The sequence below is a fragment of the Actinoplanes sp. OR16 genome (assembly GCF_004001265.1).
GTDB lineage: Bacteria > Actinomycetota > Actinomycetes > Mycobacteriales > Micromonosporaceae > Actinoplanes.
In genome coordinates this window covers 7,240,947-7,253,419 of sequence record NZ_AP019371.1, presented here as the reverse complement: position 1 = coordinate 7,253,419, position 12,473 = coordinate 7,240,947, and the positions used below count along the sequence as shown (strand labels likewise).

Annotated in this window: 9 protein-coding genes and 3 tRNA genes; 10 read left to right on the top strand and 2 right to left on the bottom strand. The window is 71.1% G+C overall.

The annotated features are described in order from the left end of the window. Positions 1–66: 66 nt before the first annotated feature. Positions 67–564 (bottom strand): hypothetical protein, encoded by a 498-nt coding sequence (locus tag EP757_RS33395; protein WP_127552382.1) that lies wholly within the window; start codon positions 562–564, stop codon positions 67–69. Between the two features lie 361 nt (positions 565–925). Here EP757_RS33395 and EP757_RS33390 point away from each other — a divergent pair. From EP757_RS33390 to EP757_RS33375, 4 genes are all read left to right on the top strand, one after another. Further along, a tRNA-Ile gene (locus EP757_RS33390) sits at positions 926–998 on the top strand. Positions 999–1,002: 4 nt separating this feature from the next. Next, a tRNA-Arg gene (locus tag EP757_RS33385) sits at positions 1,003–1,077 on the top strand. A gap of 25 nt (positions 1,078–1,102) precedes the next feature. Beyond that, positions 1,103–1,177 (top strand) — tRNA-Pro (locus EP757_RS33380). A 605-nt stretch (positions 1,178–1,782) separates the two neighbouring features. Then, a complete protein-coding gene (locus tag EP757_RS33375; RefSeq protein WP_127552381.1) occupies positions 1,783–2,712 on the top strand; it encodes a TIGR01777 family oxidoreductase in 930 nt (309 codons plus the stop codon). 104 nt (positions 2,713–2,816) lie between these two features. On the opposite strand, the gene EP757_RS33370 is transcribed toward EP757_RS33375, so the two are convergent. Next, positions 2,817–3,746 (bottom strand): LuxR family transcriptional regulator, encoded by a 930-nt coding sequence (locus EP757_RS33370; protein WP_232050128.1) that lies wholly within the window; start codon positions 3,744–3,746, stop codon positions 2,817–2,819. 297 nt (positions 3,747–4,043) lie between these two features. On the opposite strand from EP757_RS33370, the gene EP757_RS33365 reads away from it, so the two are divergent. The 6 genes from EP757_RS33365 (at position 4,044) to EP757_RS33340 (ending at position 12,433) form a co-directional block, all read left to right on the top strand. After that, entirely contained in the window at positions 4,044–6,983 is a 2,940-nt protein-coding gene (locus tag EP757_RS33365; RefSeq protein WP_127552379.1) for a M4 family metallopeptidase, read from the top strand. A 396-nt stretch (positions 6,984–7,379) separates the two neighbouring features. Then, positions 7,380–8,498, top strand: coding sequence for an FAD-dependent monooxygenase (locus tag EP757_RS33360; protein ID WP_127552378.1), 1,119 nt, complete (start codon positions 7,380–7,382; stop codon positions 8,496–8,498). Then, positions 8,495–9,145 carry a YoaK family protein gene (locus EP757_RS33355; RefSeq protein ID WP_127552377.1) on the top strand — a complete coding sequence of 217 codons (651 nt, stop codon included), beginning with the start codon at positions 8,495–8,497 and terminating at the stop codon, positions 9,143–9,145. Before EP757_RS33360 ends, EP757_RS33355 begins: the two co-directional genes overlap by 4 nt. Beyond that, positions 9,142–9,876 carry an alpha/beta fold hydrolase gene (locus tag EP757_RS33350; RefSeq protein WP_127552376.1) on the top strand — a complete coding sequence of 245 codons (735 nt, stop codon included), beginning with the start codon at positions 9,142–9,144 and terminating at the stop codon, positions 9,874–9,876. Before EP757_RS33355 ends, EP757_RS33350 begins: the two co-directional genes overlap by 4 nt. Continuing rightward, positions 9,873–11,627 (top strand): gamma-glutamyltransferase family protein, encoded by a 1,755-nt coding sequence (locus EP757_RS33345; protein ID WP_197725438.1) that lies wholly within the window; start codon positions 9,873–9,875, stop codon positions 11,625–11,627. Before EP757_RS33350 ends, EP757_RS33345 begins: the two co-directional genes overlap by 4 nt. A gap of 107 nt (positions 11,628–11,734) precedes the next feature. Further along, on the top strand, positions 11,735–12,433 hold the full coding sequence (locus EP757_RS33340) for a GntR family transcriptional regulator (RefSeq protein ID WP_160165960.1): 699 nt from the start codon (positions 11,735–11,737) through the stop codon (positions 12,431–12,433). Positions 12,434–12,473: the final 40 nt, after the last annotated feature.

Genomic DNA, 12,473 nt, shown 5'->3' with positions numbered 1-12,473 from the left:
AGGCGCCGCCCTTGGCTCTGGTCATCAGTAGCGGGCTCTGGCGCGCATTCCGTGAGAATCCGGGGCTCAGAACGGGTCGGCTGCGGCTGAGGGCTGCGCCTTCGTTTCACGGGAGAGAACCGCTTCGGGGAATCTGTCGTGCATGATCTGCCAGAGGTCGGGATAGCCGATCGGTTTGGCGGCGACCTCGACTCTGATCGGCTCGCAGTGTTCGAGCATCCGAACGCAGAATGCGGTCCACTCTTGGTGGGACCGGGTCTGCGGCATGGTCTTGTGCAGGAAGACGCCGATGGTGAGCACGTCGGCGTACATCGCCGCCAGCATCCGGAGCTTGGCCTGCTCCTGAGGGTTCAGATCCCGAGGCGCGGCATCGCCCACCTGGAAGAAGGGCAGAAGGCGTGGTTCGTCGAGTAGACGCCCTTGCACGTCGTGCAACCAGTTGAAGAGCTGCTGCATGGTGCCGGCGCCAGCCGTCGCGTTCTGCAGTGCCGTCTGGCGCGACAACAAGCGCGCTTGCCAGCCGGAGAAGAGTAAGGAGATGGTGGCTACCAGGACACCGATCATGGCGAGTACGGTTGTCAATAGACTCCTCCTCGGGATGTCCATGTTGTCACCCACACGCAACGGGGCCGTCTTCGGCTGCGGTAGTGGCGGCCTGGTTGGACCAGGCATGGTCGCTCTGGTATCGGCATCCGTCGGGGTGCTCCTACTGCGGCCAGCAGCGGAGAACCGGGATGGCGCGATCGAACATACGGGGCTTCGCTCGGTGCCGAGGGCCCAGGACGCGGCACCGTGGTGTGTTTTTCGATGATGGGCGGATGCTTCTTCTGGTTCCTGCGGACGTCCTGTGCCCGCGGCGTCCGGACGAGCACTTCGCCGCCGAGGCGCAAGCCGCCCGGGTTCGAATCTCCCCGACTCCGCCACATCGTCGTAGCTCAACAGGTCAGAGCACCGCCCTGATAAGGCGGAGGCCGCAGGTTCGACCCCTGCCGGCGACACCGCGCCCTCGTAGCTCAGCGGACAGAGCACCGGATTTCGGATCCGGGTTGTCGCAGGGTTCGAATCCCGCCGAGTGTGCTCTCTCAAGAGTTTGTGGGAGCAACGGGTTGTGGCGCAGCTTGGCAGCGCGCTCGCTTCGGGAGCGAGAGGACGCGGGTTCGAATCCCGCCGGTCTCGTCGAGGTGGGACAGGATGTCTTGGTGATCGTTCGTGCCTCGTCAGCCGGCGTTGATGTTCTCCAGGAGGCGACTCGGCGCTTCACCGGACTTGCCTCCGGCGCTGCTGCGTTCGTGCAGTCGCCAGGGACCATCGCGTTCATCGCTGTGAATGGCCAAGAAGGTCAGAAGTGCTGCGAACTAGACCAGCCTGTGCCGATCAGGTTCAACGCCGCCACGGCCCAACGGCAAGCCGTCGGCAGCCCGTCCGCGAGAAGGTGGGCCGCCTGTCCGGACGGTACGACCCACACCCCTCATGAAAAGGTGCCTCGCCGGTGATCTGGCCCGGTTGAAGGCAATGGTCTGACTTGCCGCGTTCGGGGCCTCCACTGCGCACGCCTGATCGTGCGGAGCGAGGCGCACTGCCCACGACAGCAGCTGAAGACGCCCTTCGGTACGGGCTTGAGCAGTCCTGGGTTCGAGCCGGTGGCGACCCCGTACCGGTGGGGGGCATGGCCGGATCCCGCGGCGGCTGCCGCGGTGTTGTCAGACTTGAGCGAGCGCTCAAATGGTCGTACGCTCTGATTTGATCGACCGCTCAAAGGTGTGGACGAGGGAAGGCAGCCCGATGAAGGTGGTCATCGCCGGTGGGTCCGGCGCGCTCGGCCAGAAAATCGCCCGCGACCTGATCGAACGAGGTGACGACGTGGTGGTCCTCACCCGGTCGGCGGCCACGATCGGATGGGGGCGCCCGGTGCGGTGGGACGGGCGTACCGTCGGGCCTTGGGCCTCGGAACTTGCCGGCGCCGCACTGATCAACCTGTGCGGCGAGCTGGTGTTCCGGCGGCCGACGCGAGCGAACATCGCGCTGCTCACCCGATCCCGCACCGAACCCACCCTGGCCCTCGCGCAGGCGTGTGCGGGCCTCAGCGAGCGAATCCCGGTGCTGGTGCAGATGAGCACGCTGGCCATCTACGGCGACGCGGGACAGGCCGTCCTCGACGAGAGCGCGCCACCCGCCGACGGCCCGCCGCAGATGGCCGGTGTCGCCCGGGCCTGGGAGGGCGCCGCGGCGCGGATCCCCGCGGCGCGGCGGACCATCCTGCGCACCGGGATCGTCTTCGACCCCGGCACCCCCGCGTTCGACCGGCTCACCGGACTCGTCAGCTGGGGCCTCGGCGGCACGATGGGCAGCGGCCGGCAGTGGATCAGCTGGCTGCACATCGACGACCTGCTCGGCATCGTCCGGCGCTGCCTCGACGACGCGGACCTGCACGGCATCGTGCACGCGACCGCCCCGCACCCGGTACGCAACGCCGAGCTGATGGCGGCGTTGCGCCGGGCAGTAGGGCGCACGGTCGGCGTACCCAGTCCCGCGCCTTTGGTCCGGGTCGGCTCGATCTTCCTGGGCGCTGATCCGGCGCTGGTGCTGATCGGGCGGCGCTGTGTTCCCCGGCGGCTGGTGGATGCCGGTTTCCGGTTCGAGCACCCCGAGCTGGGGCCGGCCGTCGCCGATCTGCTGGGTCTCGGGCGCCCGGTCTCCAGCGACCGCCCGTGACGTGACCCGGACCTCACCGCGTGGCCTGATCGTCTTCACCCGGATCACGTCGGTCCGCTGAACTCCCGGGCGTGAGCACGTTCGTCCACGAGCGAACCCCCGCTCTACTCGCTCAGCCAGCCCCGCTTCGCCGCCAGCAGGGCGATCTGGAAACGCGTCCGGGCGCCGAGCACCGAACCCGCATCGCTGATGTGCTGCTGAAGGGTGCGGCGGCTCACGTTGAGGATCCGGGCGATCGTCTCGTCCTTCATGCCGGCCGCCATCATGCGCAGGATCTCCCGTGTTCGCAGGTCCCGGCCCGAGGTGGACGGTCCGCGGTCGGTGCCCGGCAGGTCGTGCCGTCTGGTCAGCGACACCGGTTCGGCCCGCTCCCAGACGCTCTCGAACAGTGCGACGAGCGCCGTCACCAGTGCGGGTGAGTGCACCACCAGCGAACCCGACGACGGGCGGTCTCCCCAGATCGGCAGCAGGGCGGCCGCCCGGTCGAATATCACCAGCTTCACCGGGATCTGCGATGTCAGCCGCAGTTCTCCGCCCTGACCCGTCCCGCGCAGCGCCGTCGCAAGAGACACCGCGTCGGTGAAACCGTCCGTTTCGTACACCGATCGCATCTGCACGCCGGGTGCCACTCCTACCGGCTCCGCGGACGCCGACGCGCCTGTCACGTACGGCGGCTTCGCCAGATGGAGCACTTCCGACGAGCTCCCCATCAGCAGTTGGCGGTAGCGGGCAGGCACCTCGTCCTCGCTCCTCAGCACCTCCACCAGGTCCGTGGCGCGCGGCCCGGACACCGCCTCGTATGCCGCGGAGAGCTGCTCCACCGCAGCCTCGACACGGGCCAGCTCGGCTCGCCGCCGGGCCAGGACGGCACCGAGCGACGGTCGCGGCGGCACGGCCGTCCACCGTGGTGGCGCACCGCCGATCGGTGACGCCAGCGCCGAGTCCGCCAGGTGCCGCAGCGCTCGCTCCGCCTCGGACGGTGACACCCCGACCGCGGACGCCACCTCGTCGTGGTCCGCCGATCGCACCGACACCAGGTGCTCCAGCACGCGGCCGGCCACTGGATCAAAACCCGTCGCCGACCACGGTATTTCCGTCTCGCCCATGCGTATTCATGCCCTTCCGACACGATCCTGCTCGCGCCGGCTCTCGCTCCGATGAATCGGGGATTACGAATATGTAAGGGGTGCCGGCGGCGCCGCTGCTCATGTGTGCAAATGCGCAAGGTCGTTCTTGTGGCGGACGTCGATGCCGGGTGGGCTGGGCGAACCGGTGCGGAAACGAGCCGGCCGGTAGCCAGAGCCTGTTCCACAATCCGGCAGGAGCAACAATTGCGCAGAGCCAAGGCACTACCCGCGATCGCCGTGCTGGCGGCGGCCACCATCCTGGGAACCACCGCCCCGGCCGCGAACGCGGCGACCCCTCCGCCGGCCGACCCGGCAGCGGCGGAGGGCGCCCTCCCGGTCACCGTGGCGCCCGACACGGACACCCCGACGCTCGTGGAGGATGTGGCCGACCCGGTCGACGCGACGATCGCACCGGACAAGGCCGCCAAAGCTCACCTCGCGGGCCACCGGGGCCGCTACAGGATCGGCGATCCGTCCGGCACGCTCACCACCGCGAGCGTCGAGACGCAAGGCGAGCGGGAGACGGTCCGGCTGAACCAGAAGTACAAGGGCCTGCCCGTGTTCGGCGGCCAGTACGTGGTGCGTACCGAGAAGACCGCCGGCAAACGCACGGTGACCGGAACGTCGGGCAGCTACTTCACGAACCTGGACGTCGACACGACCGTCACCTCGATCCCCGCGGCGGTCGCTGTGTCCCGGGCGGTCGAGGAAGTACGCAAGAGCCTGCACCCGGATGCGGCGGTCGTACCCTCGGTCCCGCGTCCCGGTGACGCGGCCGCCACCGACCTCGCCGGCACCGACCAAGGACTGCTGGTCATGCCGACCGGCACCGGCGTGCTCGCGCGGCGCGTGCTCGTCAAGGGCGAGGACGTCGTCTCGGGCCAGCCCGTGCTCCGCGATGTCTACGTGGGCGCGACGAACGGTGTGCCGCTTCTCAGCGTCAGCCGGATCAAGTCCTTCGCCAGCGCCCAGCAAGCCGCCGCCCTGGCCGCCGGCAGCGTCGCCGCGCCGCAGGCCGAACCGCAGTCGCAGTCGGCGGGCGCCGGGACGGCGCCGGTCGTCGGCCAGGGCACCACCCTGCACGGAGCCACCGTGTCGCTCCCGCTCGTCCGGGCCGACGCGAGCTCCTACCTCCTGCAAGACCTGACCCACCAGGACCCGAGCGGCCGGACGGTGCCGATCACCACCTGGGACGCCCGGGGCCGCGACTACTACGAGCTGATGGGCGGCGCGTGGCCGGAGGGCCTGGCGCCGTTCGCCTCAGCGTCGACCACCCTCGGCGGCGACCTGACCGCCGCCGGTGCGGTGGACGCCGCCTGGGACGCCACGAAGGTGTTCGAGTGGTACCAGGCGAAGCTCCGGCGCAGCAGCCTGGACGGCGACGGCATGCCGATCGATTCGATCGTGGGGATCACGTACGGCGGCAACCCGTGGGTGAACGCGTACTGGGACGGCACCCGCATGGTGTACGGCAGCGGCGACGACGAGTACCTGCCGCTGTCCGCGGACCCGGACGTGGTGGGCCACGAGATGACGCACGGCGTGGTGGAGCACACCGCCGGCCTGGTCTACGCCGGCCAGTCGGGAGCGCTCAACGAGGCGATCGCCGACTACTTCGGCAACGCCATCGACGTCGACGTGTCGGGCACGTCGATGTCCGACCCGCAGGCGAGCCTGCTCGGCGGTGACCTCTGCCGCACGCTCGCTCCCGCCCGGTGCGCCCTGCGCGACCTCGATGACGGCTCCACCACGGCGGACTTCCAGCACCTGATCGACACACCGTCGATGGACGACGGCGGCGTGCACCTCAACTCGACGATCGTGTCCGGCGCGCTCTGGGACCTGCGTCAGAAACTCGGCAAGACGGTCGCTGACAAGATCGTCTACCGCGCGCTCACCGACTACCTGACACCCATGTCCGACTTCGTCGACGCCCGCGAAGCGGTGCTCGCCTCCGCCGCGTCGTTCCGCCTGAGCAAGAAGGACCTCACGGTGGTACGAACCGCGTTCGACTCGCGCGGGATCACCGCGAAGTGGAAGGCGAACCTGTACGGCAAGGGCACCACGGTCCTGATCGACCGGCTCAACACCGGTATGTACGCCGACATGAAGGCAAGCCTGGCGGGCGGCTGGTTCGCCGTGCCGCGCTCGGACGCGAACCGCACCGAGCCGACCTCGATCTGGGTGGGCCGCACCAGCGGCAAGGGCACGCCGTACCAGATCTCCCCGGACGACGGGAGCATCAACAGCTTCCCGCACATCGACGGCAAGCGAGTCGTCTGGTTGTCGATCGCGCTGGACCCCGCATCGCCGACGTATGAGACCAACCGGATCCTGTCGGCACCGGTCGCGGGCGGCCCCGTGAAGGAGCTCTACAGCTCCCCGGACCGTATCAACGGCCTCGGCTCCGACGGCGGCGTCGTCGCGTGGAGCCAGTCCGACCCGACGCAGGGGTACGTCGACGTGGTGCGCTACCTGCGCGTCGGATCGCCGGCCGTGCACACCCTCGCCCACCCCGACTGGTTCGGCCCCGCGACGGCGCCGAGCGTCGACGGCGGGAAGATCTCCTACGTCCGCTACGAGATCTTCGAGCAGCCCGACGCCAACGGCCACTACTGGTCGCTGGGCGTCGAGGTCCACGACATCGCCTCCGGGCAGACGACCTACGCCGGCGGCGATGTCGGCGCCGAAAGGATGAGCTATCCCGATCTGTCGAACACCGCGGTCGCCTGGATGACCGACCGCGACTACGGCACGATCGTCGACGGCCAGTGGAGCCAGGGGGCGTACCACGACTCCGTGCGGCTCTTCGATTTCGCCACCCGTACCAGCCGCCTGCTCTTCGAGGAGAACTCGCCGCAGGCGATCCGTGCCGACACCGTCGCTGTGTCCGACACGGTTCTCACCGTGACCGAGGAGGCGCCGGTGCAGGCCTGGATCGAGACCGGTGGCTACCCGGACAACGCGCTCAATCCGAAGCTCAAGCAGTACACGTTCCAAGGGGCGTACATCGGCCCGGCGTCATGCAGCCCGGGCGCGCAGATGTACGCGACGGCAGCGGTGGGACGCGAGGTGATCTTCATGGACTCGTCGGCGTCCGGCTTCGGCCTGGCGTACGCGACAGGCGCCAAGTCCTGCCGGTGACATCCGGCCAGGACGGCGCGCGATAGCCGGCGGTGCGCCGGGACCCTCCACCCTCTGGGTTCCGGCGCGCCGCCGGCCTCACCGTGCCACCTCGGCCGAGGTGCGGAATGCGAACAGCATGCAGTTGATCACAACCTCACCGAAGTCGATCTCGGCTTCGACGCCGGGCCGGTGGCTCTGCGGGACGACCTCGTCGCTCGGTCGGTGCCCGGCCTCGGTGCTCCGACAGGTTCCGGAAGTGCGCCGCGAGGGCGACGACTCCGCGCAGCCAGGGGCCATCTGCATGCAATCCGGCGGATTGAGGCGCTTCTTCCGAATCGCAGGACACGTGCGCGTCATAATTGCATGCTATTAATGCTGCATCGCAAGTCTGGATGGAGCTAGAGGAGCACCGGCATGGCAATACTCGTGGCGGGCGCGAGCATCGCGGGTCTGAGCGTCGCTCAGCAACTCATCGCGCGAGGGCACCAGGTGACCGTCGTGGAGCGCGCGCCCGCGCTGCGCACGGCGGGATCACCGATCGATGTGCGCGGTGCGGCCCTGAGGGTGGCCGAGGAGAGGGGAATCCTCGGCCGCATACAACAGAACCGCGTGGTGAACAGCGGCCGTGCTCTGTTCACCACGTTCGTCGACGCCCGCGGTGTGCCGGTGGCGGCGCTGCCGAACGCCGAGGCGGCCGACTCCGAGCACGACATCGAGATCGCGCGGGACCGGCTCGTCGCGATCCTGCACGACGCGATCGGTGACCGGGCCGAGTTCGTGTTCGGCGACGCGGTGGCGGGTGTGGCGCAGGACCACACCGGGGTGGACGTCACGTTCGCGAGCGGATCCGAGCGCCGCTTCGACCTGGTCGTGGGCGCCGACGGCATCCACTCCACGGTCCGCCGGGCGGTGTTCGGGCCGGAATTCCAGTTCCGGCGGCACCTCGACGCCTACTTCGCCATCGTGGATCTGCCGCTGGGCTGCGGGGTGCACGGCGAGAGCATCACCTTCAACGCGCCGGGTCGGATGGCCGGCATCTCCGACTTCGGCAACCGGACCCTGGGCTTCCTGGCGTTCCGCAGCCCGGAGCGCGCCTACGACTACCACAGCCTCGACGCGCAGCGGCAGCTCATCGAGGAGGCCTTCGCCGGCGAACAGGGCTGGCGCTGCGGTTTCCTGATGGACGCCGTCCGGTCCGCGCCCGACCTCTACTTCGACTCGGTCAGCCAGGTGCACATGCCGTCCTGGTCGTCGGGCCGGGTCGTGCTGGCCGGGGACGCCGCCCACGCGGCAGCGCTCTTCTCCGGCCGCGGCACCTCGCTCGCGATGATCGGCGCGGCCATGCTGGGCGAGGAGCTGGGTGCGGCGACCGCCGGCCATCCGGCGGCATTCGCGGGGTACGAGCGGAGGCTGCGCCCGTACGTCCACGAGGCACAGGCCGGGGTGACCTACGCACGGGACCTGCTGGTGCCCGAGACCACGGCGGCGATAACCGATCGCAACCGCCGGTTCCCGCTGCTCGCCGCCGGATGAGGCCTACGGCGCTGATGCTCGCGCTGACGTTCTCCACCGGGATCGTCGACGCGATCGGATACCTCGGCCTCGACCGCGTCTTCACCGGCAACATGACCGGCAACGTGGTGATCCTCGGCATGGCCCTGGCCGGCGCCGACGATCTGCCGGTGGCCGGGCCGGTGATCGCCCTGGCGGCGTTCGTGGCTGGCGCCGCGATCGCGGGCCGGGTGGCGCGACGAGCCGGCGGTCCGGGCTGGACCGGAAGCACCACCGGTCTGCTGGTCGTGGTCGCCATCCTGCTGGCGGCGTCCGCGCTGCCCGGCGCGAGGGACGAGGCCCCTGCGGCGTTCGTCGCCACCGCGCTGCTCGGGGTCGCGATGGGTCTGCAGGCCGGCGCCGCTCGCACCGTCGCGGTCGCCGACGTCACCACCGTCGTGGTGACCTCGACGCTGGTCGGGCTCGCGTTCGACTCGCCGGCCGGCGCCGGTCGCCCGCAGCCGTGGCAGCGCCGGCTGCTCGCGGTCGCGCTCATCGGCGCGGGCGCGCTCACCGGAGCCCTGATGCTGCACCTGCACTTCGCGGCCGGCGCCGGCGTCGCCGCGCTCGTCACCGCGGCCGTCGCCGTCGCCGGTCACCTGACCCCGTCCCGGAGAGAGACCCCATGACCAACGGCACCCCCCTCCTTCTGCTGCACGGCGCCGAGAGCGGCGCCTCCCAATACCTCGACCTGATCGGCTCGCTGCCGGCTTCGATCACCCCGATCGCGTACGACCAGCGCGACACCGGATCGGACGTCGCCGCCGCGCCCTACCGTCTCGAAGATCTCGCCGACGACGCGGCCGCCGTCCTCGACAGCCGCGGCCTGGATCAGGCGCATGTGCTGGGCACCTCGTTCGGCGGTGCGGTCGCCCAGCATCTGGCGCTGCGGCACCCCGCGCGAGTGCGGTCGCTGATCCTGCTGGCCACGACCGCCTCACCGGGGCCGGTCCAGGAATACCTGCGGGTCAGCGCATCGATCCCGGACACCCAGCGTCGGCAGTGGGTGCTCGACGGCGCGGTCAGCCCGGCCGGGCAGCGCGACCCGGCCCTGCTGCAACGCGTGCGGGCCTCGGTGGTGGAGCGCACGCCGCAGCAGCGTGCCCGGCGGCTGGGCGCACTCGCCGAGCACGACACCACGACCCTGGTCGAGCGGATCCTCGCGCCCACGCTGGTGATCCACGGCGACGACGACCCGGTGATCCCGGTGTCGTCCGGGCGGTTCCTGGCCCGGACGATCCCCGGCGCCGAACTCGCCGTGCTGGCCGGTGGCCGGCACGCGCTGGCGTTCGAATTCCGTGACCAGGTCGCCGACCTGGTCAGCACGTTCGTCGGCAAGCACGACCGGGACCGGTCATGAGCCGGTTCACCACGCGCCCGACGCTGCGCGGGCGGATGGGCATGGCGGCGTCCACGCACTGGCTGGCCACCGGTACGGCACAGAGCGTCCTGGAGCGCGGGGGCAACGCGTTCGACGCGGCAGTGGCCGGATGCCTCGTGCTGCACGTCGCCGAGCCACACCTCAACGGCCCGGGCGGCGACCTGGTCGGGCTGGTCGCCCCCCGCGGCCGTGATCCGCGGGTCCTGGCCGGGCAGGGGCCCGCGCCGGCCGGGGCGTCGATCGCCCACCTGCGCTCGCTCGGGCTGACGTCGGTGCCCGGGGCGGGCGGGCTCGCCGCGGCGGTGCCGGGCGCGTTCCCCGCGCTGCTGATGCTGCTGCGCGACCTCGGCACCTGGGAGTTCGCCGACGTGGCGCGATACGCGATCGACTACGCCCGCACCGGTGTACGCGTCGACGAGCGGTGGGCCGACATCATGCGCACCGTCGAGCCGCTGTTCCGGGAGCACTGGCCGGCGTCGTACGCGCTCTGGATGCCCGCCGGCCGGGCGCCGCGAGCCGGCGAGACGGTCACGAACCCGGTCTGGGCGGCGACCCTGGAACGCCTGGTGAAGGAGTCCCGCCGCGGGCGCAGCCGCGACGACCGGCTGGCCGCGGTGCTCGCCGCCTGGCGGGAGGGCTTCGTCGCCCGGGCGGTGACGGCGGCGCTGGCCCGGCCGCACCGGCACGCCGACGGCGGCGACCACGCCGGCGTCCTTGCGATGGCCGACTTCCTGGGGTTCCGGCCGGCCTGGGAGCGGCCGGTGACCTACCGGTTCCGGGGCGCCGACGTGGTCAAGCCGCCGGCGTGGGGTTCGGGTCCGGTGCTGCTGCAGACCCTGGCGATCCTGTCCGGGTTCCCGGACGCCGAGCTCGACCCGTCGTCGGCCTCGGGGGTGCACGCGATCGCGGAGGCGTTCAAGCTGGCCTTCGCTGATCGGGAGGGCTACTACGGTGAGGGCGCCGACGCCGGTCCGCTGCTCGGCGCCGCCTACAACCGGGAGCGGGCCGCGCTGATCGGCGAGCGCGCCGCCGGCACATGGCGGCCGGGCGGCGGGAACCCGTACGTCCCGGAACTGCTCACCCCGGACGGCGCGGAACGCGCGGGCGTGGGCGAGCCGACGGTGCGCGCGTCGGGGGAGACCCGCGGCGACACCTGCCACCTCGACGTGGTCGACGAGCAGGGCAACATCGCGAGCATCACGCCTTCGGGCGGCTGGCTGCAGTCCTCGCCGGCGGTGCCGGACCTCGGCTTCTGCGCCGGCACCCGGTTGCAGATGACGTGGCTGGACGAGCGGTCACCGGCGGCGCTGCGGCCCGGCCGGCGACCGCGGACCACCCTGTCGCCGACTCTGGTGATGCGCGACGGCGAGGTGGTCGAGGCGCTCGGCACACCCGGCGGTGACCAGCAGGACCAGTGGCAGCTGCCCTATCTGCTGCGCCGGATCGTCGGCGGATCCGACCCGCAGGAGGCGGTCGACGCGCCGGCGTTCCACACCACCCACGTGCCGAGTTCGTTCTGGCCGCGCACGTGGACGCCGGGCGGGCTGGTGGTCGAGGACCGGCTCGGTGACGACGTGATCGCCGAGCTGCGGCGGCGCGGGCACGCGGTGACGGTGAGCGGTCCGTGGTCGCTGGGCCGGCTGTCGTCGGTCGGGCGGGACCCGGCGACCGGCGAACTGACCGCCGCCGCGAACCCGCGCGGCGGCCTCGGGTACGCCGCGGGCCGCTGATCCGCGATCCTCATCGCTGACGGTCCCGGGCGGCGGAGACGGCGGCTTGACGACGTACCCATAGAATGCAATTTCTTCGAAGGGTGTGTTGGACGGAAGGGGATCCCATGCCGGACGCGTCGCCGCCGATCGAGCGGGCCTTCACCGTGGACGCGGTGGCCGAGGCGCTCGCGCGCCGGATCAGCGACGGTGAGTTCGAGCTGGGCGCCTGGATCCGGCAGGCCAAGCTCGCCGAGGAGTACGGGGTCAGCCGCACCCCGGCCACCCTCGCGCTGAGCCGCCTGGAAGCACTCGGCGTGGTCGAGCGCATCGCCAACCGGGGATTCCGGGTGCGGCTGCCCACGGCCCGGGACGTGGCCGAGGTGATCGAGGTGCGCGGGCTGCTGGAGGGGCACGCGGCCTTCCTCGCGGCCCAGCGCATCAGTCCGGCTCAGCTGGCGACGCTGCAGGAGTCGGTCGCCGGGTTCCGTGAGGTGGTGGCCGGGCTGCGCGACGGCAGGCCGGAGGAGTGGGCGCGAGCGCGCTGGCACGCCGCGAACGCGCAGTTCCATGCCACGGTGTTCGAGGCGGCCGGCAACCGTCAGCTGGCGACGTCCTCGGAGTTGCTGCACCATCGGCTGCCGCGCAACACCTCCTGGTCGGCGATGCGCGGTGACGTGCGGCTGCTGTCGCAGAACGCCAACGAGCACGAGGCGATCGCCCTCGCCATCGAGTTGCAGGACGGCGCCCGTGCACGCAATCTGGCGATCGCGCATGTGGAGACTGCTCGGGATCTGATGGTCGCCCGCCTGCAAGAACTCGTGTGACGGCGATTTAACGGTCTTGCCGCACCGGAGTAACCGGGCC

Excerpts from the sequence above, each read along its gene's own strand:
- EP757_RS33395 (WP_127552382.1), bottom strand. The coding sequence starts at position 564 with ATGATCGGTGTCCTGGTAGCCACCATCTCCTTACTCTTCTCCGGCTGG.
- EP757_RS33375 (WP_127552381.1), top strand. The coding sequence starts at position 1,783 with ATGAAGGTGGTCATCGCCGGTGGGTCCGGCGCGCTCGGCCAGAAAATC.
- EP757_RS33360 (WP_127552378.1), top strand. The coding sequence starts at position 7,380 with ATGGCAATACTCGTGGCGGGCGCGAGCATCGCGGGTCTGAGCGTCGCT.
- EP757_RS33355 (WP_127552377.1), top strand. The coding sequence starts at position 8,495 with ATGAGGCCTACGGCGCTGATGCTCGCGCTGACGTTCTCCACCGGGATC.
- EP757_RS33350 (WP_127552376.1), top strand. The coding sequence starts at position 9,142 with ATGACCAACGGCACCCCCCTCCTTCTGCTGCACGGCGCCGAGAGCGGC.
- EP757_RS33345 (WP_197725438.1), top strand. The coding sequence starts at position 9,873 with ATGAGCCGGTTCACCACGCGCCCGACGCTGCGCGGGCGGATGGGCATG.
- EP757_RS33340 (WP_160165960.1), top strand. The coding sequence starts at position 11,735 with ATGCCGGACGCGTCGCCGCCGATCGAGCGGGCCTTCACCGTGGACGCG.